Source organism: Roseivivax sp. (genome assembly GCF_054552075.1).
On the sequence record NZ_JBTOLZ010000014.1, the window covers coordinates 38,706 to 62,463 of the forward strand.

The following is a 23,758-nucleotide window of genomic DNA, read 5'->3' on the forward strand; positions in this document are numbered from 1 at the left end:
GGAATCGTCCAGACCGCGGGCCCCGATCCGGGCCGGGCAGGGGCCCAGGCGCCGCTCTGCCCCTTCTTTAGGCAATTTTTCGCGGCCACGCACAGGAATTCAGCGGCGGGCTGCCGATTTCCAGGGGGGAGCCGCCGCATTGCAGCGAAACGGCGCGAAATGCGGCAGGTCTCGGCCCGAATGGACCCGGGGCCGATGGCGCAAAATCAAGGGGTTAGCCGATGTCATCCCGGGCCCGCCGGGCGCCCGAGGGAACGGGGCGCGGCGCTTTTGACTTAAGCTGAGGCATCCATACCCTTTTTCTCAGAAGGCCGGGCGCCGCCCGACCGCAGACCCGCAAGGAGCATTGAACATGGACCGCACGCCAACCGCCAGAGACCGCCGGGTCAGAACCGCGATCTTCCCCGTGGCGGGGCTCGGAACCCGCTTTCTTCCCGCCACCAAGGCGACGCCGAAGGAGCTCTTGCCGGTTCTCGATACGCCGCTGATCCAGTTCGCCATCGACGAGGCCCGCGAGGCCGGGATCGAGCGGATGATCTTCGTCAGCCACCCCTCGAAGGAAGCGATCGAGCGCTACGTGCGCGCCGACGCCGAGCTCGAGGCCACCCTGCGCGAGCGCGGCAAGGCGCGGCTGGCGGAGATGCTGCACGACAATGCCGTCGACGAGGACGCGATGCAGGTGCGTTTCGTCATGCAGCCCGAGCCGCTGGGCCTGGGGCACGCGGTGCTTTGCGCCCGCAACGAGGTGCTGCCGGGGCCGGTGGCGGTGGTGCTGCCCGACGACCTGATCCTGGGCGGCGAGGGCTGCCTGAAGGAGATGATCGAGGCCTATGACCCCGCGCGGGCGGGCCATATGGTCGCCACCATGCAGGTGGGTGCCGAGGAGGTCTCGTCCTACGGTGTGCTCGATGCGACGGGCCGCGAGGGCGGGCTGATCCTCGCGCGCGGCATGGTCGAGAAGCCCGCGCCCGAGGCGGCGCCCTCGCGCCAGGCGGTGGTCGGGCGCTACCTGCTCGACGCGAGCATCTTCGAGGCCCTGGACGGGCTGCCCCCGGGCGCGGGCGGAGAGATCCAGCTCACCGATGCCATCGCCGCGGGCGTTGAGACGGTGGGCCTTTGCGGCTTCCGCTTCTCGGGTGTGCGCTACGACTGCGGCTCGAAGGCGGGCATGCTGGCGGCAACCATGGCCTATGCGGGCGGGCAGGCGGCCTATGCCTCGGTCCTCGCCGCACCGCCGGGCGGTCTGACGACCGCGGCGGAGTGAGGGTGGCGACCCTCGGGGCGGGCCGTCGCGACCCTTGGACGGACCGCCGGAGCGCCGGGTGGTGACGGTTTCTATAGCGAGAGGCACGCCATGGGCGCCCCGAGCCATACCTGACTGCATTTTCTAAGAAAAAAACGCGCCCCGGGATCAAACCGGGGCGCGTTTTTCGTCGCGTCTTCAAACGCTCAAATCCGCATCCGCCCGCTCAGGACCCCACGCAACCCAGCCCCTCAGTCGTTGGAAATCACCAACCGCAGATGCTGGCCCGAAAGCGGCGCGGGCTCCCAGGCCGCGGCGGGTTCGGCGAAACCCTGGCCGGGGGCGGGCAGGGGGGCGAGCCCCTCGATGGGGGTGATCTCCATCTCCTCGATCGCGAAGCGGCGCGGCGTCTGGCCGATCGGCCCCGAGGTCACCACCCCGCCGATGGCCCGATCGGCCTGCCCGCGCTCCCCGCGGAGCGGCAGCACCGTCATCTCTCCCAAAAGCGCGTCCTGGCCGAAGCCCTCGGGCGCGCTCAGCCGGAGGCTCAGCGCGGCGGGCCCGGAGAAGACCGCCGCGAGCCCGCGCGCCAGCTCCTCGCGCGCCTTGGGGTGGAAGAGACCCCCCAGAGGCCGGCCCGCGACCTCTTTGCCCGCAAGGTCGTTGAGATGCAGCCCCGCCACCCGCACCCGGGTCACGCCCTCGGGCAGGTGGTGCAGCAGGAAGGCGTTGTCGAGCGCATCCTCGATCGCCCTTGGGTCGATCTGCGCCCGCGCCGGCACCTCGCCCGAGACCTCGGCCAGGCCGTGCCAATAGGCGTCGATGATCGCCAGCGGCGCGCGCTGCAGCGCCTGGCTGTGGGTCAGCATGGAAATCACTCCAGTCTCGGTCCGGGTCGGGCGGGTCATGCGCAGGTCCTCACTCGCAACGGCACCGCCAGCCCCTTGGAGGATCCTGTGTCAACGTCGTTACCAAAGCCTTAACTAGGCGGATTTTCCTGAAATTGCCGCAAGTTTCGTTACCGCTGGTTAACAGCGGCCCGCGCTTGCCTTGCCCCCCGGGCTCACGTAACCCGGGAGCGAGACGACGTGCGGGAGGGTCGCGCCACATGCGGCATTCGATGACCGGATTTGCCTCGGCGGAGGGGGCGACCGAGGGGCTGTCCTGGGCCTGGGACATCCGCGGCGTGAACGGCAAGGGGCTCGACCTGCGCCTGCGCGTGCCCGACTGGATCGAGGGGCTGGAGCCCGCGCTGCGCGCCCGCGCCCAGGCGCGGCTGGCCCGCGGCTCGGTCTCGGTCTCGCTGAAGCTCGCCCCGGGCACCGCGACGGCGCGGCAGTCGGTCAACGACGCGGCGCTCTCGGACGTGCTGGCGGCGCTCACGCGCGTCGAGGCCGCCGCCCGGACCGAGGGGCTGAGCCTCACGCCCGCCAGCGCCGCCGAGGTGCTGGGCCTTCGCGGTGTCATGGAAGAGGTCCAGACCCGCCACGACCCCGAGGTGCTGCGCGGCCAGCTGGTCTACGAGTTCGACGCCCTGCTCGAAGCCTTCATCGCCGCCCGCGCCGAAGAGGGCGCGGCGCTGAGCGAGATCCTGAAAGGCCAGCTCGACCGGATGGCCACGCTGATCGACACCGCCGAGGCCCGTGCCGAGGCGCGCCGGCCCGAACAGGCCGAGCGGCTGAAGGCGCAGCTCGCGCGCGTCATGGACAACACCGAGGGGCTCGACCCCGCCCGCATCGCCCAGGAGCTGGCGCTGATCGCGGTGAAATCCGACGTCACCGAAGAGATCGACCGGCTGCGCGCCCATATCGCCGCGGCGCGCGGCATGCTCGCGGCGGAAGGCGCGGTCGGGCGCAAGCTCGACTTCCTGATGCAGGAGTTCAACCGCGAGGCGAACACGCTTTGCTCGAAGGCTGGCTCGGCGCCGCTGACCGAGGTCGGGCTCGAGCTGAAGACGCTCATCGAGCAGATGCGCGAACAGATACAGAACGTGGAGTGAGCGGCATGGAGGCATCCCGGCGCGGGCTTCTGATCATCCTTTCCTCGCCTTCGGGCGCGGGCAAATCCACCCTGGCGCGGCGGCTCCGGGCCTGGGACAAGAGCATCGTCTTCTCGGTCTCGGCCACCACCCGCGCCCCGCGTCCCGGCGAGGTCGACGGCACGGATTACCGCTTCACCTCGGAGACCGAGTTCAAGCGGCTCGTGGCCGAGGGCGAGATGCTGGAACACGCCCATGTCTTTGGCAATTTCTACGGCTCGCCGCGCGGGCCGGTGGCCGAGGCCATCGAGGCCGGGCACGACGTGCTCTTCGACATCGACTGGCAGGGCGCGCAGCAGATCCGCAACTCCTCGCTCGGCATGCACACGCTGTCGATCTTCCTGCTGCCGCCCTCGATCGCCGAGCTGAAGCGCCGGCTCGAGGGGCGCGGCCAGGATGGCCCCGAGGTGATCGCCAAGCGGATGCAGAAAAGCTGGGACGAGATCAGCCACTGGGACGGCTACGACTTCGTCTTGGTCAACCAGGACCTCGACGAGACCGAGGCGCGGCTCAAGTCCATCGTCACCGCCACGCGGCTGCGGCGCAGCCAGCAGCCCGGGCTGACCGATCACGTCCGCCACCTGCAATCGGAATTCGAGGAGGGACAGCCATGACGCTTTACGCACTCGACGGGGTCTCCCCGAAGCTGGCCGGGGATGCCTGGGTGGCGCCGGACGCCAATGTCATCGGCCAGGTCACGCTGGGGCAGGGCGCCTCGGTCTGGTTCGGCGCGACGCTGCGCGGCGACAACGAGCCGATCACCATCGGCGATGGCACCAACATCCAGGAAAACGTGGTGGGCCACACCGACCCGGGCTTTCCGCTGACGGTGGGCGCGGGCTGCACCATCGGCCACAAGGTCATGCTGCATGGCTGCGTGATCGGCGAGAACAGCCTGATCGGCATGGGCGCGACGATCCTGAACGGCGCCAGGATCGGCAAGAACTGCCTGATCGGCGCGGGCGCGCTGATCACTGAGGGCAAGGAGATCCCCGACGGCAGCCTGGTCATGGGCATGCCAGGCAAGGTGGTCCGCGAGCTCGACGCCGAGGCCATCGAGGGCCTGCGCCTCTCGGCCCGGAAATACCAGGAGAACGCCCGGCGGTTCCGCGAGGGGCTGACCGCGCTCTAGGCGCTGCACCCTGACGGCCGCCCGACGGTTTTTGACGATGATCCGCGGCGCGCGTGGCGCCCGCCCTGAGGAGAGATGTGCATGAGCACCAAACGCACCCTGCAACGCCCCGACGGTTTCGAGGAAGGCGCCTCGCGCCCGGTGGTCCCGCCGATCCAGCCCTCGGTGGTCTATGCCTCCGAGACGCCGGATTCGCTCGACGATCAATACGAGGGCCGGGTTCAGGGCTATACCTACGCCCGCGAGGGCCATCCCAACGCCGTCTCGCTCGCGCGCGCCGTGGCCCGGCGCGAAGGCATGGAGCAGGGGCTGACGCTGGGCTCGGGCATGGCGGCGGTGACCGCGGCGCTCCTGGGTCTGACGCGGGCGGGCGACCACGTGGTCGGCGGCGACCAGCTTTACGGCCGCTCGCTGCGGCTTCTGGCCGAGGATCTGCCGCGCCTCGGCATCGCCACCTCGCGCGCCGATCCGACCGACGCCGAGGCCTTCGCCGCCGCCTTCCGTCCCGAGACCAAGCTGGCGCTGATCGAGGTGGTCTCGAACCCGACGCTGCGGGTCGCCGACCTTGACGGCATCGCCGAGCTCTGCCGCGCGCGGGGCGTCACGCTGGTCGTCGACAACACCTTCACCACCCCCTCCGCGATCCGGCCCGCCGAGCACGGCGCCGACGTGGTGATCCATTCGGTGACCAAGCTTCTCGCCGGGCATTCCGATGTCACGCTGGGCTGGGTCGCCGCCAAGGATCCCGCGCAGCAGAAGGCGATGAGCGATTTCGCCGTGACGACGGGCATGACGCCCTCGCCCTTCGACTGCTGGCTGGCCGAACGCGGCATGATGACCTTCGATCTGCGCTTCGCCCGCACCCAGGATAGCGCCGAGCGTCTGGCCGCGCATCTCGCGGGCCAGGAGGGCGTCACCAAGGTGCTCTATCCGACCCGTGCCGATCACCCCGACCGCAACCGCGCGCAGGGGCTTCTGGCCGGGCAGGGCTGCAATATGGTCAGCTTCGAGATCGAGGGCGGCCGCGCCGCGGCCAATGCCTTCACCAAGGGCGCGGAGGCGCTGGCCTTCGCGCCGACGCTGGGGGATGTGGGCACCACGCTGTCGCATCCCGCCTCCTCCTCGCATCGCGCGCTGACGCCCGAGGGCCGCGCGGCGCTGGGGATCTCCGAGGGGATGTTCCGCGTCTCCGTCGGCCTCGAGGAGCCCGAGGCGCTCCTTGGCGCCTTCGACGCGGGGCTCGCCGCGGCCCGGGCGGCGCGGGGATGACCTCCGAGGCCTTCCTCGAGGCGATGCCGCTGGCCGCGCTCCTGATCCGGCGCGACGAGCGCATCGAGGCGGCCAACGACAAGGCCCGGCAGATGCTGGGCCGCGGCCTCGTGGGACGGCATTTCATCACCGCGCTGCGCCAGCCGGTGGTGCTGGATGCGGTCGAGGCGGTGATGCGCGACGCCCAGCCGCGCGAGGCCCGTTACCTGACCAACGACGGCCAGCAGGACACCACCTTCCGGGTCAGCGTGAAGGCGGTGCCCGGCACCGGCGTGCTGGTCAGCTTCGAGGACGAGACCTCTCTCGAACGCGCCATGCAGATGCGCCGCGACTTCGTGGCCAACGTCAGCCACGAGCTGAAGACGCCGCTCACCGCGCTGATTTCCTTCATCGAGACGCTGAAGGGCCCCGCCAAGGAGGACCCCGCCGCGCGCGAGCGTTTCCTGGGCGTCATGGAGGCCGAGGCCGAGCGCATGAACCGGCTGATCGCGGATCTCCTGTCGCTCAGCCGCGTCGAGGCCGAGGAGCGGGTGCGCCCGACCGCGCGGCTCGACCTGGCGAAACTGGTGAAATCCGTGGCGCTCGGCCTCTCGCGGATTGCCGAGGACGCGGGCATCGAGATCGTCACCGAAGTGCCCGAAAGCGTCGAGGTCCGGGGCGATTCCGACCAGCTGCGGCAGGTGCTGGTGAACCTCACCGAGAACGCGTTGAAATACGCCGGCAAGGGCGCGCGGGTGACCATCGCGGTGACCCGGCCGGGCTACGAGGCACCGGTCCGCGACGAGGGCGTGCGCATCATCGTGCGCGACACCGGCGCGGGCATGGACCCGGTGCATCTGCCGCGGCTGACCGAACGCTTCTACCGCGTCGATTCGCACCGCTCGCGCGAGAAGGGCGGCACCGGGCTGGGGCTCGCCATCGTCAAGCACATCGTGAACCGCCACCGCGGCCGTGTGCGGATCGATTCCACCCCAGGCAAGGGCACCGAGGTGCAGGTCATCCTGCCGCGCTAGGCGATTGCCAAGGGCCTCCCGCGCGGGGCAGTCTTTCCGCCGGGACAGGACGGGGGAGGATGACCAGATGGACCGACGGATATTCCTGGCGGGCGCCGGCGCGTTTTGGCTTGCGGGCTGCGCGGGGCCGGGGCCCCAGGCGCGGCTGGCGCCGGGCACCACGCTTTACGTCGTGCGCCACGGCGAGAAGGACGGCGACGCGCTGACCAAGGCCGGCGTCGCCCGCGCCGAGGCGCTGGCGCTGGCCCTGGCCGAGGCGCAGATCGACCGGATCTATTCCACGAGCTACGCCCGGAACCGCGCCACCGCCGCGCCGGTCGCCGCCGTGCAGGACCTCGAGATCGAGACGGTGCCCGACTCGCGCATCGCCGCGCGCATCCTGCCGGGGAACGAAGGGCGGGCGCTGCTCTGGGTCGGCAACAAGGGCAATATCGCCCCGATCTGGGAGGCGCTGTCGCTGCCCGGGCCCGCGCCTCTGAACTACGGCGACCTGGCGGTCGTGCGCGCTGATGCCTCGGGTTTGGTGACGGTGGAGATGCGGCGCTTCGGGAAGTGAGACTTGGCCGGGGCGGCGGGTCTGTCCTCTGACTTGGGTGGGTCAGGGACAAGCCGGCGGGCGCAGGCCCCGCCGTCTCCGCTCAGAACAGCCGGCCCGGCGCGCCGAGGATCACCGCGGCGTAGAAGGCGCTCGCGGCGGCCAGCACGCAGATGTGCCAGAGCGCCCGCGCATAAGGCCAGTCGTGGCGCATGTAGAAATAGACCCCGCCGGTGTAGATCAGCCCGCCCGCGAGCATCAGCCACATCGTCGCCTGCGGCACCAGCCCCGGCAGCGCCACCATGGGCAGCGCCGAGAACCAGGCGAGGCCCAGGTAGACGAAGGGGTCGAAGCGCCCGGGCTTCCACCAGAAGAACAGCTTGCGCGAGGCGCCGTAGAGCGCCAGCACCCAGACCAGCGACATCATCGACAGCGCGAAGGGCGAGGCGACGATCACCGCGAAGGGCGTCGCCGTGCCCGCGATCTTGATGTAGATCGCCGCGTGGTCGAGCCGCCGCAGGAGCGGGCGCTGCGCGTGCCAGGGCCCGGAGTTGTAGACCAGCGAGGCCAGGAAGCTCGCCACCAGCGCCGCGGCATAGAGCGACAGCGCCATCAGCACCGGCCCCGAGGCGCCCGAAACCGTGGCCCAGCCCATCAGGAAGGCGGCCCCTCCGAGGGCCAGAATCAGCCCGGCGAGATTGACGATCGCATCGGTCAGCCAGGCCCGGAAACTCAGCGGTGGGCCATTGTGCAGGGCTGCGCCCCAATATGTCAGATCTCGGACCATTATTTTATCCTACCCCGCGAAGGCGGCGGAATTCCGGGCGATTGCGGACGAGATTGCGGCCCAATCCCGCCGACAAAAAGGTATTCCGGGGTAGGGGCCCGGCTAGGGCGCTGGCTTTATCGTGATGCCTCGGGGCGATTTCGGGAAGATTCCCCGGGGCGCTGTCATGAAACTGTTACATCCCCGTCACAAAAGCTTCAGCGGTGATCTTTAGGCGTCGCGCCGAGTTCGCTTCCTCGGGAGCGCTCGTCCGATAGGAAAACACACACTCGAATGGAGTGATTCATGACCAAGACCCTCACCGTCTCCGCACTGGCGCTGGCCGTCGCGGCTCCGGCCTTCGCGCAGTCGCGCGACAACGTCCAGGTGGCCGGTTCCTCGACCGTTCTGCCCTATGCCTCGATCGTCGCCGAAGCCTTCGGCGAGAACTTCGACTTCCCGACCCCGGTCGTGGAATCGGGCGGGTCCTCGGCGGGCCTGAAGCGCTTCTGCGAAGGCGTGGGCGAGAACACCATCGACATCGCCAATGCATCGCGCGCCATCCGCAGCGGCGAGGTCGAGACCTGCGCCGCCAACGGCGTCGAGGAGATCATCGAGGTCCGCATCGGCTATGACGGCATCGTCTTCGCCAGCCAGATCGACGGCCCGGCCTTCACCGCCTTCGAGCCCTCCGACTGGTTCAACGCGCTCGGCGAGCAGATCCTCGTCGACGGCGAGCTGGTCGAGAACCCGAACACCACCTGGGCCGATGCCAACGCCGATCTGCCGGCGGTCGACATCGCGGCCTTCATCCCGGGCACCAAGCACGGCACCCGCGAGGTCTTCGAAGAGAAGGTCCTGCTGCAGGGCTGCGAAGACACCGGCGCGATGCAGGCGATGCTCGACGGCGGCATGTCCGAGGACGACGCCGAGGACGCCTGCATGGCGGTCCGCACCGATGGCGCCTCGGTCGACATCGACGGCGACTACACCGAGACCCTGGCCCGCATCGACAGCAACCCCGAGGGTGTCGGCGTCTTCGGCCTGGCCTTCTACGAGAACAACACCGACAAGCTGAAGGTCGCCACCATGGGCGGCGTCGAGCCGACCACCGAGTCGATCGCAGCCGGTGAATACCCGGTCTCGCGCCCGCTGTTCTTCTACATCAAGAAGGCCCACATCGGCGTCATCCCCGGCCTGAAGGAATTCGCCTCCTTCTTCGTCGCCGACGAGATCGCCGGCCCCGGCGGCCCGCTGGCCAACTACGGCCTGGTGCCCGATCCGGAACTGGCCGAGACCCAGGCCAAGATCGAGAATGAAACCGTCATGGGCACCGGCTCCTAACCGGCCCGCGATGATTGACGGGAAGGGGCGGCCGCTATATCGCCGCCCCTTCCCTTTTTGACTGCCCAAGACAGCGGAGCCACAGACCATGCCGTCATCCTGGCTGATCCTCATCGTTCTGGCGCTGGCCGTGATCGGCTATGTCGGCGGACGCCAGCGGGCGCTTGCCGGGGCCGGCGGAGACGCCCGCCGCCTGCATTCGCTGCCCTCCTATTACGGGACCAACGTGGCGATGAAGGTCGCCGTGCCGGCGCTTCTGATGATGGCGCTCTGGCTGGTGCTGCAGCCCTTCGCGGTCGAGCAGATAATCCGCAGCGACATCGCCGAGGAAGCCTCGCGCTCGGACCGGGCGACGAGCCTGGTGATGGCCGATGTGCGCCGGGTGGCCAACGGGCTCGACGTGGCCGTGGCGCGAGGCAGCATGACCTTCGACGAGGCCGAGACCATGCGGGTCGAGACCTCGGACGTGCGCGCGCGGCTCGCCGACGCGGGCGTGGCGCTTGGCTCCGACGTGACCGCCCAGGTGCTGATCTCGGCGCAGGACTACCGCGCGCTCAGCGCCACCGCGGGCACGCTGCGCACCGTGGTCGTGCTGGCGCTGGCGCTCGCAGGCCTCGTCTACGGCATCGCCGAGTCCCGCAAGGACTTCCGCGCCCGCAACACCGTGGAGCAGGGCATCCGCGCGCTCCTGATCCTGGCCGCCTCGATCGCGATCCTGACCACCATCGGCATCGTCCTGAGCCTGGTCTTCAACACCATCGAGTTCTTCCGCCTCTATCCCGCCAGCGACTTCTTCTTCTCGACCACCTGGTCGCCCTCCTTCGGCGGCGGCTCGGAGCTGGGCATCCTGCCGCTCCTCTGGGGCACGCTCTACATCTCCTTCATCGCGCTGCTGGTGGCGGTGCCGATCGGGCTTTTCGCGGCGGTCTACCTGTCGGAATACGCCACCAGGCAGGTGCGCGCCGTGGCCAAGCCCGCGATCGAGATCCTCGCCGGCATTCCGACCATCGTCTACGGCCTCTTCGCGCTGCTGACCGTCGGGCCGCTCCTGATGAAGGTCTTCGGCGACGGCGGCATCGGCATCATGCCCGCGGGCACCGCGGTGATGACCGCGGGGCTGGTCATGGGCATCATGCTCATCCCCTTCGTCTCCTCGCTCTCCGATGACATCATCAACGCCGTGCCGCAGTCGCTGCGCGACGGCTCCTACGGGCTGGGCGCCACCCAGTCCGAGACCATCAAGCAGGTGATCCTGCCCGCCGCGCTTCCGGGCATCGTCGGCGCGGTGCTGCTGGCCGCCTCGCGCGCCATCGGCGAGACCATGATCGTGGTGCTGGGCGCCGGCGCCGCCGCGCGGATCTCGGGCAATCCCTTCGAGGCGATGACCACGGTGACCGCCAAGATCGTCAGCCAGCTCACCGGCGACGCCGATTTCGCCTCGCCCGAGGCGCTGGTGGCCTTCGCGCTCGGCATGACGCTCTTCGTGCTGACGCTCGCGCTCAACGTCTTCGCCCTCTACATCGTCCGCAAGTACCGGGAGCAGTACGAATGACCGACGCAAACGCCTCTGCCAGCCCGGCCGCCGCCTCCGGTCAGGGCCGGTCGATCATCTCGGCCGATGCCAATACCCGCAAGCGCAACGCCGCCGAGGGCCGCTTCCGCGCCTATGGCATCGCCGCCATCGCGACTGGGGTCTTCTTCCTGGTGGTGCTCCTGGGCTCGATCCTCTGGAACGGCGTCTCGGCCTTCCAGCAGACCTTCATCGAGGTGCCGGTCTATCTCGATCCCGAGAAGCTCGACCGCGAGGATCCCTCCAAGGCCACGACCTTCACCTACAAGCCGCTGATCCAGGAGGCGGTCTGGGAACAGGCACGCGAGCTGGGCTTCGAGGAGAGATTCGGCGGCGCCGGCGACATGGGCCCGCTGATCTCGGCCTCGGCGGCCGCACAGGTGCGCGACCGGGTGATCGAGAACCCCGAGCTGATCGGAGAGCGGCTCGAGGTGCGCATCCTTGCGGGCTCGCGCACCGACGGCTACCTCAAGGGCCGGGTCGACCGCGCCAGCGCCGAGCGCGACCGCAACATCGACCCCGAGCACCTCGACCTGATCGACGCCATGCGCGCCGAGGGGCTGGTGCAGAAATCCTTCAACTGGGACTTCATCACCGGCACCGACGCCTCGGAAAGCCGCGCCGAACAGGCCGGCATCGGGGTCGCCATGCTGGGCTCCTTCTTCATGATGCTGGTGGTGCTGGGGCTGTCGCTGCCGATCGGCGTCGCCGCCTCGATCTACCTCGAGGAATTCGCGCCGAAAAACCGCTTCACCGACCTGATCGAGGTGAACATCTCGAACCTCGCGGCGGTGCCCTCGATCGTCTTCGGCATCCTCGGGCTCGCGGTCTTCATCCAGGTCGTGGAGCTGCCGCAGTCGGCGCCCATCGTGGGCGGGCTGACGCTGACGCTGATGACCCTGCCGACCATCGTGATCTCGACCCGCGCGGCGCTGAAGGCGGTGCCGCCCTCGATCCGCGCCGCGGCGCTGGGGGTGGGCGCCTCGCAGACCCAGGCGGTCTTCCATCACGTGCTGCCGCTGGCGCTGCCCGGCATCCTGACCGGCACGATCATCGGCCTCGCGCAGGCCCTGGGCGAGACCGCGCCGCTCCTGCTGATCGGCATGGTGGGCTATATCGCGACCAATTATCCCGACGGCCTCGCCTCTGGGTTCCTCGACCCCAACTCGGCCATGCCGGCGCAGATCTACGAATGGGCCAAACGCGCCGATCCGGCCTATTACGAGCGCGCCTGGGGCGGGATCATCATCCTCCTGGTCTTCCTCTTCGCGATGAATGCCATCGCGATCATCCTGCGCCGCAAGTTTGAGCGCCGCTGGTAAGGAGTTATCATCATGTACGACAATCCAACCCGAGCGGAGAGAGAAGTGAGCGCCAAAGACGTCAAGATCGCCGCGAAGGACGTGCAGGTCTATTACGCCGACACCCACGCCATCAAGGACGTCTCGGTCGACATCCTCGACAAGACGGTGACGGCCTTCATCGGCCCGTCGGGCTGCGGCAAGTCGACCTTCCTGCGCTGCCTGAACCGCATGAACGACACCATCGACATCGCCCGCATCGAAGGCTCGATCCGCATCGACGGAGAGGACATCTACGACAAGCGGGTCGACCCGGTGCAGCTGCGCGCCAAGGTCGGCATGGTGTTCCAGAAGCCGAACCCCTTCCCGAAGTCGATCTACGACAATGTGGCCTACGGGCCGAAGATCCACGGGCTGGCCAAGAACAAGGCCGAGCTCGACGAGATCGTCGAGCGGGCGCTGCGCCGCGGGGCGCTCTGGGACGAGGTGAAGGACCGGCTCGACGCGCCGGGCACCGGGCTCTCGGGCGGCCAGCAGCAGCGGCTCTGCATCGCCCGCGCGGTGGCCACCGAACCCGAGATCCTGCTCATGGACGAGCCCTGTTCGGCGCTCGACCCGATCGCCACCGGCCAGGTCGAGGAGCTGATCGACGAGCTGCGCCAGGATTACTCCGTGGTGATCGTCACCCACTCCATGCAGCAGGCCGCGCGGGTCAGCCAGAAGACCGCCTTCTTCCACCTCGGCAATCTCGTGGAATACGGGGAGACCGACAAGATCTTCACCAACCCCCAGGACAGCCGGACCGAAAGCTACATCACCGGACGGATCGGATAAGACATGAGTGACATGACGCCCCACATCAGCTCGGCCTTCGACCGCGACCTCGAAGGCATCCAGGCCCAGATCATGAAGATGGGCGGCCTGGTGGAGACCCAGATCCGGGATGCCGCCCAGAGCCTGGCGACCCGCGACGAAGAGCTGGCCGAACAGGTGCGCGCCAGCGACCGGGCGGTCGACGCGCTGGAAGACAGCCTCAACGACGAGGCGGCGCGGGTGCTGGCCCTGCGCGCGCCCACCGCGTCGGACCTGCGGCTGGTGCTTTCGGTGATGCGGATGTCGGCCAACCTCGAGCGCATCGGCGATCTGTCGAAGAACATGGCCAAGCGCACCGGGGTGCTGGCGCAGCTGCAGCCCGTCGCCGGCGTCGGCGCCTCGCTGAAGCGCATGGCGCGCGAGGTCGAGCTGATGCTGAAGGACGCGCTCGACGCCTATATCCAGCGCGACGCCGAGCTCGCCCGCGACGTGATCGCGCGCGACGAGGAACTCGACCGGATGTACAACACCATCTTCCGCGAGATCCTGACCTTCATGCTCGAGGACCCGCGCAACATCACCGCCTGCATGCACCTGCATTTCATCGCCAAGAACGTGGAGCGCATGGGCGACCACGTGACCTCGATCTGCGAACAGGTGGTCTTCGTGGTTTCCGGCGAACGCGGCGACCTGCCGCGCGAGAAAGCCGACAAGACCTCGTCGGACGCGACCTATTCGCTGGATCCCAAGGAAGGGTAACGAGGCATGTCCGGGGCGAAACCGATCGTGCTGGTGGTCGAGGACGAGGCCGCGCAGCGCGAGGTTCTGAGCTACAACCTGGAGGCCGAGGGCTTCCGCGTGGCCCGGGCCGAGGACGGCGAGGAGGCGATGCTGCTCTTTGACGAGGAACAGCCCGACATCGTGATCCTCGACTGGATGCTGCCCAAGCTCTCGGGCATCGAGGTCTGCCGCCAGATCAAGATCCGCCCCGAGACGCGGGGCGTGCCGGTGATCATGCTTTCGGCCCGCTCCGAAGAGGTCGACCGCGTGCGCGGCCTCGAGACCGGCGCCGACGACTACGTGGTGAAACCCTATTCGGTGATCGAGCTCATGGCCCGGGTGCGCGCGCAGCTGCGCCGGACCCGGCCGGCGGCGGCGGGCCAGCAGCTCGAATACCAGGACATCCTGCTCGACGCCGAGACCCATCGCGTGACCCGCGACGGCCAGCCCCTGAAGCTCGGGCCGACGGAGTTCCGGCTGCTCTCGACCTTCATGGAGAAGCCGGGGCGGGTCTGGAGCCGCGAACAGCTGCTCGACCGGGTCTGGGGGCGCGACGTCTATGTCGACACACGCACTGTCGACGTGCATGTCGGACGGTTGCGCAAAGCGCTGTCCCAGCACGGCGGCGAGGACGTGCTGCGCACCGTGCGCGGGGCGGGCTACGCCCTCGGCTGAGGCTTGCAATGCCGCGCTGCGGCATTAGCTCCCGCTCCAGCAGGCAGGAAGGGGCGACGCCATGACCAAACGCATCAACCTGGCCCTGCAGGGCGGCGGCGCGCATGGCGCTTACACCTGGGGCGTGCTCGACCGGATCCTCGAGGACGAGGAGGTCGAGATCGCCGCGATCTCGGGCACCTCGGCGGGGGCGCTGAACGGCGCGGCGCTGAAGTGCGGCTGGCAGGCCGGTGGCCGCGAGGGCGCCCGCGAGCGGCTGGCCTGGCTTTGGAACGAGGTCACCCAGGTCAAGACGCTGGGCCTGCCGGACTGGATGAACGCCTGGCTGCCGCATCCCGGCATCACCTCGCTGGCGCTGGAATATTCGCCGGGCTACGCGATCGGCGACACCGCGAACCGGGTGATCTCGCCCTATGCCTGGGGGCCATATTACCGCAACCCGCTGGCGCCGGTGGTCGATCAGCTCGACTTCGGCGGGGTCTGCGGGGCAGGGGGGCCGCGCCTCTTTGTCGGGGCCACCAGCGTGCGCGACGGCAAGATCCGGGTCTTCACCGGCGAGGCGATCACCCGCGAGGCGATCCTCGCCTCGGCCTGTCTGCCGACGCTCTTCCAGGCGGTCGAGGTGACCTGCCCGATCTCGGGCAAGCCGGAATACTGCTGGGACGGGGGGTATTCCGGCAACCCCGCGCTTTTCCCGCTTTACGCCAAGGATCTGCCCGACGACGTGGTGATCGTGAACATCAACCCGCTGATCCGCGAGACCCTGCCCACCACCGCGCCCGAGATTCACAACCGGATCAACGAGATCAGCTTCAACTCCGCGCTCCTGAAGGAGCTGCGCGCGGTGGAATTCGTGCAGCGGCTCCTGGCCGACGGCTCGGTGTTGCCGGGGCGGATGAAGAACGTGCTGGTGCATATGATCGCCGACGACGACCTGATGACGGATCTCTCGGTCGCGACGAAGATGGTGCCGGTGCCGACGCTGATCTGCCAACTGCGCGACGCCGGCCGCGCGGCGGCGGACCGGTTCCTGAGCGAGCACCGCGACGACCTGGGCCAGCGGCAGACCGCGGACCTGGTGGCCATGTTCAACTGAGGGGTAGGGCGCGGGGCCGGGTTTTTCGGTTTGTCTGGGAAAAGAGGTGCGCGTCAGAGGTCCGGTCTGCGCTTGTAAGGGCGAACCTCGGGCTCTCCGGGCATCTGGCTCAGCAGGCTTCAGAGCCCTCCAATCGGCGCTCTACGAGCCCCAGCCTCCGCCCGTCACTCCGCCGCGCGGGCGGGCGGCTCGACCTGCTGGGCCGGCGGCTGCGTCGGATCCTTGGAGTTCGGATAGACCAGCCCCGCCGAGATCACCAGCTTCGCCGCCTCCTCGAGCGTCATGTCGAGCTCGATCACGTCCTCCTTCGGGAAGAACAGCAGGAAGCCCGAGGTCGGGTTCGGCGTCGTCGGCACGAAGACCGACACCAGCCCGCCGCTTGTCACCGCCTTGTCGGCCACCTCGCCACGGGTGTCGGTCGAGATGAAGCCGATCGCCCAGATGCCCTTGCGCGGGTATTCGATCAGGCAGGCCTTCTCGAAGCTGCGTTCGGACTGCACGAAGACCGTCTCGGCGATCTGCTTCACGCCGGAATAGACCGAGCGCACGATCGGCATGCGCAGCACGAGGCTTTCGCCCCAGCGGATCAGCGAGCGGCCGATCAGCCCCTTGGCGACCCAGCCCACGAGGATCGTGAACAGCAGAAGGAAGATGACCCCGATGCCGCGCAGGTTGATGCCGATGTATTCCTCGGGATTGAAACGGGCCGGCACCAGCGGCAGCACGAAGGCGTCGATCCAGCCGATCACCGTCCAGATCAGCCAGATGGTCAGCCCGACCGGCGCGATGACCACGATCCCGGTCAGGAAGGACGCGCGCAGCCGCGACAGAAGTCCCGGCTTCGGCGGTTTGGTGTCAAAAGGCTCGGTCATGTTCCCAAATTACCCCTGTCCCCGGGACAGAGCTAAGACGCCGCCGCGCGAACTACAACGGCTTTCCGGCGCGGAAGGCCCCTCAGGGGCGCTCTGCGACCAATTCCGCGGCAATCCGGGCCCCGAGGGCGGCGTTGTTGAGGACCAGCGCCACGTTCGCCTCGAGCGAGCGGCCTTCGCTCAGCTCGTAGATGCGCTGGAGGAGGTAGGGCGTGACCTCCTTGCCGGTGATGCCGTGGTCGGCGGCGTCCTGCATGGCGCGACTGATCATCGGCGTCATCTCGGCGCGCGGGATCTCGGCGTCTTCGGGGATCGGGTTGGCCACGAGCTGCCCGCCATCAAGCGCCATCTCGCGGCGCATCCGGTGCGCGCGGGCGATCACCCCGGGGCTGTCCATGCGCAGGGGCGCCCGCAGGCCCGCCGAGCGCGACCAGAAGGCCGGCAGCATGTCCTGCCCGTAGGCCATGACCGGCACGCCGAGCGTTTCCAGCACCTCGAGCGTTTTCGGCAAATCGAGGATCGCCTTGGCCCCGGCGGCCACCACGGTCACCGGAGAGCGCGCCAGCTCCTGCAGGTCGGCAGAGACGTCGAAGCTTTGCTCGGCGCCGCGGTGCACACCGCCGATCCCGCCGGTGGCAAAGACCTCGATGCCCGCCATGCGCGCGGCGATCATGGTCGCGGCCACGGTGGTCGCCCCGGTGCGCCCCTCGGCCATGCAGACCGCCATGTCGGCGCGGCTGAGCTTGGCCACCCGTTCGGCATCGGCGAGCCACTCAAGCTGCGCGTCATCGAGGCCGACGCAGAGACGGCCTTCGAGGACCGCGATGGTCGCGGGCTCGGCGCCGTTCTCGCGCACGGTGTTCTCGATCCGGCGCGCCACCTCGAGGTTCTGCGGGCGCGGCAGCCCATGGGTGATGATCGTCGATTCCAGCGCCACCACCGGCTTTCCGGCCTCTAGCGCGGCGGCGACGGGGGCGGAAAGATGCACAAGGCTCATGAGGGGGTGTCTCCGGATACATATTGCGCGGCGGCGTTCAGCGCCCGGCTCAGCGCGGCCTCGCGGTCCGCGCCGCCCGCTTCGGTCGCGATATGCGCCGCCATGAAGGTGTCGCCCGCGCCGGTCACCCGTGTGACCAGCACGCGCGGCGGCTCGCGGGTCAGGACCTGGTGGGCATCGGCATCGGCGGCCAGCGCCGAGCCATCGGTGACGAGCGCCCGTTCCGCGCCGCGCGCGATCAGCGCCCGCGCGGCCTCGGAGGCCTCGGCAAAGCGGGTCTGGCAAAGGATGCCCGCCTCTTCGAGGTTGACGTAAAGCGTGCCCCGGCCCGCGCGCAGGAAGGGCAGGAGCCGTTCGGCCTTGCCCGGCGAGGCCGGCGCGATGCGCAGGTCGGCCACCGCCATCAGCGGGTCATGCGCGATCTCCTCGAGCAGCGTGCTGGTCAGGTTGCCGTCCAGCGCCACGGGGCCGGAGTAGGGCGCATCCCCATCCCCGAGCGGCCCCTCGCGCAGGGGCCGCAGGATCTTCGCCCCGGCCGCCTCCAGCGAATGGGCGTCGGCGATGGCGGCGATCAGCCCGTTGGCGCCCTCGACCGCCATGTAACGGTCGGTCGGCAGGTCGTCGGAGCGATAAAGATGCGCCGTCTCGAGGCCCAGCCCCGCGCATTGGCGCACCAGGTCCTCGCCCTCGGCGTCGCGGCCCACCGCGCTCAGAAGCGCGGGCCGCATGCCGAAGCGCACCAGCGTCATGGCGATGTTCAGCGCCACGCCGCCCGGCAGCCGGATGATCCGGCCCGGCACGTCCGAGCCCTTCTCCATATGCGAGGGCGACCGTCCGATCACGTCCCAGAGGACCGATCCGATGCACAGAATGTCGGGTGTCTGGCTCATACCCGGGTTTTGGCCAAAGCCGCGCCGCGCCGCAAGCGCGATTCCGGGCAATTCCGGCGGGCCCACGCCGCCTGCGCTATTGACAATGCAGCCCCAGCCCCAAGTCTTGGCGCAGGCAAATTTTTTTGAACAGGTTCTTGCGTCATGCTTCGGTGTCTCAGCCTTCTCTTCTTCCTTCTGACAGCGGGGCTCGCCGGAGCCCATGAGGTGCGCCCGGCGGTGGGCGATCTGACCACCACTCCCGAGGGCCTGAGCCTCGAGGTGACGCTGAACGCCGAGGCCATCCTGGCGGGCGCCGACCTCGAAGGGGTGGCCGACACCGACACCCTGGCCGAGACCGACCGGATCGACGCGCTGCGGGCGCTGGAGCCACAGGCGCTGACCGAGGAGATCGAAGCGCGCGCCGCTGAGATCGCGGATCGGATCGAGATCATCGCCGGCGGCGAAGCGCTGCCGCTGGAGCTGACAGACGTCGCCCCGGGCCCGGTCGGCAACACCGAGCTGCCCCGCGACACCGCGCTGAGCTTCTCCGCGCCCCTGCCGGAAGGCGCCCAGAGCCTCACGGTCACCTGGCCCGCCGACTGGGGCATGCTGGTCCTGCGCCAGCAGGGCGTCGAGGCGCCCTTCACCGGCTACCTCGAAGGCGGCACGCCCTCCGAGCCCATCGCCCTCGCGGGCGGCGGCGCGCAAAGCGGCCTCGGCGCCTTCCTGAGCTACATCCCCGTGGGCTTCGAGCACATCCTGCCCATGGGCCTCGACCATATCCTCTTTGTCCTGGGCCTCTTCTTCCTGACGCCGAAGTTCGGCCCGCTCCTCTGGCAGGTCTCGGCCTTCACCCTGGCCCATACGGTGACGCTGGCGCTTGGCGCGCTCGGCATCGTCAATGTGCCCGGCAGCATCGTCGAGCCGATCATCGCGGCCTCCATCGTCTTCGTCGCCTTCGAGAACATCTTCTCGCGCGGGTTCTCGCGCTGGCGACCGCTGGTGGTCTTCATCTTCGGGCTCTTGCATGGGCTGGGCTTCGCCAGCGTCCTGGGCGAGTTCGGCCTGCCGCCGGGCCAGTTCATCCCGGCGCTCCTGGGCTTCAACATCGGCGTGGAACTGGGCCAGCTCACGGTGATCGCCGTGGCCTTCCTGGTCGTCTGGGTGGCGCTGCGCGTCGATGCGCTGGATTTCAACGACCGCACCGGGCAGGTCTTCTACGGGGTGCTGGCGCTGGTCTTCGTGGCGCTGAGCGTGCTTCTGAACAACACCGAGGTGCTGGCCGCCTTCGAGGTCTCCGCGCCGCTCTTCCTGGTGCCGCTCGCGGCGCTGTCGCTCCTGTGCCTTCTGGCCGCGACCAATGTCGACAAGCTGAACGCCTACCAGACCTTCGTGGCGGTGCCGGCCTCGGCGGCCATCGGCCTCGTCGGAGCCTATTGGTTCGTCGAGCGGGTGTTCCTGTAAGAGCCTTTGGGGCAGGGGGCCCGGGTGGTCCCTTGCCCCTCTGCAGGCAGCCGAAAAGACGGTGCTGCGATCAGTCCGCGGATTTCCACATATGCGCCGCGCGCTGCACGATGTAGGACATGAGCAGTAACCCGAGTGCCGCAGCCGCAAGATAGGCCGCCGTCGCCCCCATCGCGGGCGAGGTCGTTAGAAGGCTCAGCATGGCCGCGACGAGCAACAGCACCCAGGGAGCTGCCACCCCGAGCAGGTAGCAAATCAGGCAAAAGGCCTCACGGTTGCTGGTCATCGTCACCTCCCGGGGCGCTGCAGAAGGTCTCCACGCCCCACAGCAGAGCTAATATCGTACCACAGGTAATCCAAGTCGCGGCAGACCCGAAGAGATAGGTCTCGAGGTTTTCCGCGCAGGCCGCGAGCCCGATGAAAGCCGCACCGCCGCATCCGAGGACCTTGGTGAGGCAGCGCGGAAGGATCGGCTTTTTCACTCGATACACCAGGAAGGATTGAAACGCGGTAAACTGCTGCCAGATTGCAACGCCCCGCCCATCATTCTGCTTTAAGTTGTTTGGGCGGTCAATCATTCTCGGTTTGCGCGCTCAAGACGCGGAAAAATCCCATCCGTCCGCACGAAGGCGGAGGCCCTCGGCAAAAACCCCGCGAAAGCCCACCAAACACCACCCCCGGCCCCTTGCCAAGCCGTGCGGGGCGGTGTAAGCGCGCCTCCATTCAATCCCGCAGGCGGGGTCGGGCCTTTGGGGGAGACATCCCCAGGTGTCCACCGGTTGGCGCAATCCGCGCCCTCTTGCCCCGCCAAGGCGTAAACCGGAAAGGAAAACGGCATGGCTCTTCCCGAGTTCTCCATGCGTCAGCTGCTCGAAGCTGGCGTTCACTTCGGCCACCAGACGCAGCGCTGGAACCCCCGCATGGGCGAGTTCATCTACGGCGAGCGCAACAGCATCCACATCGTCGACCTGACCCAGACCGTGCCCATGCTGGACGCGGCGCTGAACGTCATCCGCGAGACCGTCGCCAAGGGCGGCTCGGTGCTCTTCGTCGGCACCAAGCGCCAGGCACAGGCGCCGATCGCCGAGGCGGCCGAGAAATGCGCGCAGTTCTACATGAACCACCGCTGGCTCGGCGGCACGCTGACCAACTGGCAGACCGTCTCGCAGTCGATCAACCGTCTGAAGTCGATCGACGAGCAGATGGAAGGCGGCGCCGAGGGCCTCACCAAGAAAGAGCGCCTGGGCATGGAGCGCGAGCAGGAGAAGCTGACCCTCTCGCTCGGCGGCATCCGCGAAATGGGCGGCCTGCCGGACCTGCTTTTCGTCATCGACGTCAAGAAAGAGCAGCTCGCCGTGGCGGAAGCCAAGAAGCTCGGCATCCCGGTCGTGGCCGTGGTCGACACCAACTGCTCGCCCGAGGGCGTGGACTACATCATCCCCGGCAACGATGACGCCGCGCGCGCGATCTCGCTCTACTGCGATCTCGCCAGCCGCGCCGCGCTCGACGGCATGTCCGGCCAGATGGAGGCCGCAGGCGTCGACCTGGGCGCGCTTGAAGAAGCGCCCGCCGAAGAGGCCGCTGCCGAGGCCCCCGCGGAATCCTGATCCCTGCACGGCGCCGTCACGGCGCTGTCACGGACCGATTGCATTGACCGGGCGGCACACCCCTGGGGGGAGCCGCCCGGAAACTGATCCGAGATTGAGGAGAGCCGACATGGCGATCACTGCTGCACAGGTGAAAGAACTGCGCGAAATGACCGGCGCAGGCATGATGGATGCCAAGAAGGCGCTGACCGAGGCCGATGGCGACATGGACACCGCCGTCGACTGGCTGCGCACCAAGGGCCTGGCCAAGGCCGCGAAGAAGTCGGGCCGAACCGCGGCCGAGGGCCTCGTCGCCGTGGCCGTCGAGGGTGGCACCGGCGTCGCCGTCGAGATCAACGCCGAGACCGACTTCGTCGCCAAGAACGGCGAATTCCAGTCGATGGTGGCCGACATCTCCAAGGCCGCCCTGAGCCAGGACAGCGTCGAGGCGCTGGCCGAGGCCGAGGTCGGCGGCAAGAAGGTCTCCGAGGTCATCACCGACAAGATCGCCAAGATCGGCGAGAACATGACCCTGCGCCGGATGCAGAAGATCGAGGGCGGCTCCGTCGCCTCCTACATCCACAACGCCGCGACCGAGGGCATGGGCAACATCGGCGTGCTGGTCGCCACGACCGGCGGTGACGAGGCCTTCGGCCGCCAGGTGGCGATGCATATCGCCGCGGCGAACCCCGCCTCGCTCTCCGAGGCTGATCTGGACCCCGCCATCGTCGAGAAGGAGCGCCAGATCCAGATCGACATCGCGCGCGAATCCGGCAAGCCCGAGCAGGTCATCGAGAAGATGATCGAGGGCCGCATGAAGAAGTTCCTTGCCGAGGTCACGCTGCTCGGCCAGGCCTTCGTCATCGACCCCGACAAGACCGTCGGCGAAGCGGCCAAGGACGCCGGCGCCGAGATCACCGGCTTCATCCGGATGCAGGTCGGCGAAGGCATCGAGAAGAAGGAAGAGGACTTCGCAGCCGAGGTCGCGAAAGCGGCCCAGGGCGGCTGAGTCCGCGCCACCCGCGAGGGTTGTGAGATGAAGAAAGGCCGCCGGGGATGCCCGGCGGCCTTTTCGCGTGTCGTGGTCAACGATCGCGCCCAACCCTTTGGTTGAACAAGTGGTTTCCCCGACCGGCCCAAGACATTGGGGATGAGAGTAAGGCCGGTCGGGCCCCGCGCATGCCCGGAAATTCGAGCCTGCGACGGGAAAGCTTTCGCCTCTAGAAGCATCGTAGAGCCCTGAAATTACAGGGGTATTTACGCACCTCCTGTCCCTGGCCAAAGGGCCATCACTCACGGGACACGTATAAGTTGCCAGATTAACCGCGATTCCCGATAGTCTGGAATTCCTGACCTTTAGGTCTGGTGCGCGTCCAGATCGACGACAAACATCTGATTCTGAAAGGCGGCCTTGAGAACCGCCTGGGCCGTGGTCTCCACGTTCAGCGCCGCGCGGGCGAGCCGCAGGTGCTTTTCCACCGTCGCCGAGGTCAGCCCCATGATGGTCGCGATATCGGCCGTGGTCTTGCCGTCGCCGACCCATTCCAGCGCCTCGCGCTGGCGCGGCGTCAGCATCTGGTTGGGCGGCGTGTAGGGCAGGGTGAGCACCTTGAGATGCAGGATGTTGTTGAACAGCTGGATCTCGTCGCCGTGCGCCTCCCAGACCGCGTCGACCTCGGCCTGGCTCATGCCGTCGCGCGCCATCAGCGCGATCGCGCCCTTGGAGCGGCGCGAAACCGAGCGGAAGGAGATCGAGTAGCCGGCGGTCAGCCCGTGGGTGCGGTTGAACTCGATGATCTTGCGCTCGGTGTCGCTGAGCACGCCGGCGTCGCTCATCTGTTGCAGCACGCTCCAGGAACAGGCGCCTTCGTTGTGCAGCGCCCAGCGGGCCATGGGCGCTTCGCGATACATGCCTTCGCCGATGAAGCGCTCGGTGTAGGCCGGGTCGAGATTGGTCAGCACCAGGAAGTCATCGGGATCGCCGAAGCTGTAGCCGGACCAGAAGCGCGTGAAGCCGTAGAGCAGCCGGTCGAAGCCATAAAGCGCCATGGCCTCGAGATGCGCGGTCCAGACTTCCTCGATCCGGTCGCAATGGGTCAGGCGCAGGAGGCGCGTCTCCAGCGAGTCCGCTGGCTGCTCCACGGTCGGTTTCGAAGTCATCCTGTCTCCCCAAGGCTCGGCCCCAGAGTTGTAGCGAAGGGCGGAAAACGGAGTCCAGTTATTCCGCCATATGCGGGCTGCTCAGGGTGACGCCGGGGGAGTTCCGTTGCACAGTCGCAAGAAATTCAGGCCATTATCGGAGGTTCTGGATTTCGTATTTAACATAATACTGATTATACGAATCAAGCCAGGGTGGAAACGGACCCCCGTGTCGCGCCGCCGCGAAGGCCCC

At 68.3% G+C, this 23,758-nt stretch carries 24 protein-coding genes; 17 read left to right on the top strand and 7 right to left on the bottom strand.

The window, feature by feature from the left end:
- The first annotated feature begins 352 nt into the window (after positions 1–352).
- Positions 353–1,264: a UTP--glucose-1-phosphate uridylyltransferase gene (locus tag ACX938_RS11805; protein ID WP_459431198.1), complete on the top strand. Its 912-nt coding sequence runs from the start codon at positions 353–355 to the stop codon at positions 1,262–1,264.
- A gap of 230 nt (positions 1,265–1,494) precedes the next feature.
- Here the strand turns inward: ACX938_RS11805 and ACX938_RS11810 are convergent, their stop codons facing one another.
- Positions 1,495–2,151, bottom strand: coding sequence for a PAS domain-containing protein (locus ACX938_RS11810; RefSeq protein ID WP_459431199.1), 657 nt, complete (start codon positions 2,149–2,151; stop codon positions 1,495–1,497).
- A 212-nt stretch (positions 2,152–2,363) separates the two neighbouring features.
- Between ACX938_RS11810 and ACX938_RS11815 the strand changes: the two genes are divergently transcribed.
- The 6 genes from ACX938_RS11815 to ACX938_RS11840 all read left to right on the top strand — a co-directional run bounded on the left by ACX938_RS11815 (position 2,364) and on the right by ACX938_RS11840 (position 7,251).
- Positions 2,364–3,242: a YicC/YloC family endoribonuclease gene (locus tag ACX938_RS11815; RefSeq protein WP_459431200.1), complete on the top strand. Its 879-nt coding sequence runs from the start codon at positions 2,364–2,366 to the stop codon at positions 3,240–3,242.
- A gap of 5 nt (positions 3,243–3,247) precedes the next feature.
- Entirely contained in the window at positions 3,248–3,895 is a 648-nt protein-coding gene (gene gmk, locus ACX938_RS11820) for a guanylate kinase (RefSeq protein ID WP_459431201.1), read from the top strand.
- Positions 3,892–4,413: a gamma carbonic anhydrase family protein gene (locus ACX938_RS11825; RefSeq protein WP_459431202.1), complete on the top strand. Its 522-nt coding sequence runs from the start codon at positions 3,892–3,894 to the stop codon at positions 4,411–4,413. The genes gmk and ACX938_RS11825 overlap by 4 nt, the downstream gene beginning before the upstream one ends.
- A gap of 81 nt (positions 4,414–4,494) precedes the next feature.
- On the top strand, positions 4,495–5,682 hold the full coding sequence (locus ACX938_RS11830) for a trans-sulfuration enzyme family protein (protein ID WP_459431203.1): 1,188 nt from the start codon (positions 4,495–4,497) through the stop codon (positions 5,680–5,682).
- Complete coding sequence (locus ACX938_RS11835; protein WP_459431204.1) at positions 5,679–6,695, top strand: sensor histidine kinase; 1,017 nt, start codon at positions 5,679–5,681, stop codon at positions 6,693–6,695. Before ACX938_RS11830 ends, ACX938_RS11835 begins: the two co-directional genes overlap by 4 nt.
- A 67-nt stretch (positions 6,696–6,762) precedes the next feature.
- The gene (locus ACX938_RS11840) at positions 6,763–7,251 is read left to right on the top strand and encodes a histidine phosphatase family protein (protein WP_459431205.1); all 489 of its coding nucleotides are present in this window, start codon (positions 6,763–6,765) and stop codon (positions 7,249–7,251) included.
- Positions 7,252–7,333: 82 nt separating this feature from the next.
- On the opposite strand, the gene trhA is transcribed toward ACX938_RS11840, so the two are convergent.
- Positions 7,334–8,017, bottom strand: a complete 684-nt coding sequence (gene trhA / locus ACX938_RS11845; RefSeq protein ID WP_232752919.1) for a PAQR family membrane homeostasis protein TrhA — start codon at positions 8,015–8,017, stop codon at positions 7,334–7,336.
- A gap of 285 nt (positions 8,018–8,302) precedes the next feature.
- Here trhA and ACX938_RS11850 point away from each other — a divergent pair, with 285 nt between their 5' ends.
- From ACX938_RS11850 to ACX938_RS11880, 7 genes are all read left to right on the top strand, one after another.
- The gene (locus ACX938_RS11850) at positions 8,303–9,340 is read left to right on the top strand and encodes a substrate-binding domain-containing protein (protein WP_232752920.1); all 1,038 of its coding nucleotides are present in this window, start codon (positions 8,303–8,305) and stop codon (positions 9,338–9,340) included.
- 88 nt (positions 9,341–9,428) lie between these two features.
- Complete coding sequence (gene pstC / locus ACX938_RS11855) at positions 9,429–10,892, top strand: phosphate ABC transporter permease subunit PstC (protein ID WP_459431206.1); 1,464 nt, start codon at positions 9,429–9,431, stop codon at positions 10,890–10,892.
- The gene (gene pstA, locus ACX938_RS11860) at positions 10,889–12,232 is read left to right on the top strand and encodes a phosphate ABC transporter permease PstA (RefSeq protein ID WP_459431207.1); all 1,344 of its coding nucleotides are present in this window, start codon (positions 10,889–10,891) and stop codon (positions 12,230–12,232) included. Before pstC ends, pstA begins: the two co-directional genes overlap by 4 nt.
- Before the next feature lie 12 nt (positions 12,233–12,244).
- Entirely contained in the window at positions 12,245–13,045 is an 801-nt protein-coding gene (gene pstB / locus ACX938_RS11865) for a phosphate ABC transporter ATP-binding protein PstB (RefSeq protein WP_232752923.1), read from the top strand.
- Between the two features lie 3 nt (positions 13,046–13,048).
- Entirely contained in the window at positions 13,049–13,783 is a 735-nt protein-coding gene (gene phoU / locus ACX938_RS11870; RefSeq protein WP_232752924.1) for a phosphate signaling complex protein PhoU, read from the top strand.
- 6 nt (positions 13,784–13,789) lie between these two features.
- The gene (phoB, locus tag ACX938_RS11875) at positions 13,790–14,479 is read left to right on the top strand and encodes a phosphate regulon transcriptional regulator PhoB (protein ID WP_232752925.1); all 690 of its coding nucleotides are present in this window, start codon (positions 13,790–13,792) and stop codon (positions 14,477–14,479) included.
- A gap of 61 nt (positions 14,480–14,540) precedes the next feature.
- Positions 14,541–15,575 carry a patatin-like phospholipase family protein gene (locus ACX938_RS11880; protein WP_459431208.1) on the top strand — a complete coding sequence of 345 codons (1,035 nt, stop codon included), beginning with the start codon at positions 14,541–14,543 and terminating at the stop codon, positions 15,573–15,575.
- Positions 15,576–15,739: 164 nt separating this feature from the next.
- On the opposite strand, the gene ACX938_RS11885 is transcribed toward ACX938_RS11880, so the two are convergent.
- The 3 genes from ACX938_RS11885 to ACX938_RS11895 all read right to left on the bottom strand — a co-directional run bounded on the left by ACX938_RS11885 (position 15,740) and on the right by ACX938_RS11895 (position 18,334).
- A complete protein-coding gene (locus tag ACX938_RS11885; RefSeq protein WP_232752927.1) occupies positions 15,740–16,447 on the bottom strand; it encodes a DUF502 domain-containing protein in 708 nt (235 codons plus the stop codon).
- A gap of 82 nt (positions 16,448–16,529) precedes the next feature.
- A complete protein-coding gene (locus ACX938_RS11890; protein WP_459431209.1) occupies positions 16,530–17,444 on the bottom strand; it encodes a pseudouridine-5'-phosphate glycosidase in 915 nt (304 codons plus the stop codon).
- Positions 17,441–18,334, bottom strand: coding sequence for a PfkB family carbohydrate kinase (locus tag ACX938_RS11895; protein WP_459431210.1), 894 nt, complete (start codon positions 18,332–18,334; stop codon positions 17,441–17,443). The genes ACX938_RS11890 and ACX938_RS11895 overlap by 4 nt, the downstream gene beginning before the upstream one ends.
- A 144-nt stretch (positions 18,335–18,478) precedes the next feature.
- Here ACX938_RS11895 and ACX938_RS11900 point away from each other — a divergent pair, with 144 nt between their 5' ends.
- On the top strand, positions 18,479–19,780 hold the full coding sequence (locus ACX938_RS11900; RefSeq protein ID WP_459431211.1) for a HupE/UreJ family protein: 1,302 nt from the start codon (positions 18,479–18,481) through the stop codon (positions 19,778–19,780).
- A gap of 70 nt (positions 19,781–19,850) precedes the next feature.
- On the opposite strand, the gene ACX938_RS11905 is transcribed toward ACX938_RS11900, so the two are convergent.
- Positions 19,851–20,066 carry a hypothetical protein gene (locus ACX938_RS11905; RefSeq protein ID WP_459431212.1) on the bottom strand — a complete coding sequence of 72 codons (216 nt, stop codon included), beginning with the start codon at positions 20,064–20,066 and terminating at the stop codon, positions 19,851–19,853.
- Positions 20,067–20,616: 550 nt separating this feature from the next.
- Between ACX938_RS11905 and rpsB the strand changes: the two genes are divergently transcribed.
- Together rpsB and tsf are read left to right on the top strand one after the other, a co-directional pair.
- Positions 20,617–21,387, top strand: a complete 771-nt coding sequence (gene rpsB / locus ACX938_RS11910) for a 30S ribosomal protein S2 (RefSeq protein ID WP_232752931.1) — start codon at positions 20,617–20,619, stop codon at positions 21,385–21,387.
- Between the two features lie 109 nt (positions 21,388–21,496).
- Positions 21,497–22,375, top strand: a complete 879-nt coding sequence (tsf, locus tag ACX938_RS11915) for a translation elongation factor Ts (RefSeq protein ID WP_459431213.1) — start codon at positions 21,497–21,499, stop codon at positions 22,373–22,375.
- Between the two features lie 347 nt (positions 22,376–22,722).
- Here the strand turns inward: tsf and ACX938_RS11920 are convergent, their stop codons facing one another.
- Positions 22,723–23,526, bottom strand: a complete 804-nt coding sequence (locus ACX938_RS11920; RefSeq protein ID WP_232752933.1) for a LuxR family transcriptional regulator — start codon at positions 23,524–23,526, stop codon at positions 22,723–22,725.
- Positions 23,527–23,758 lie beyond the last annotated feature (232 nt).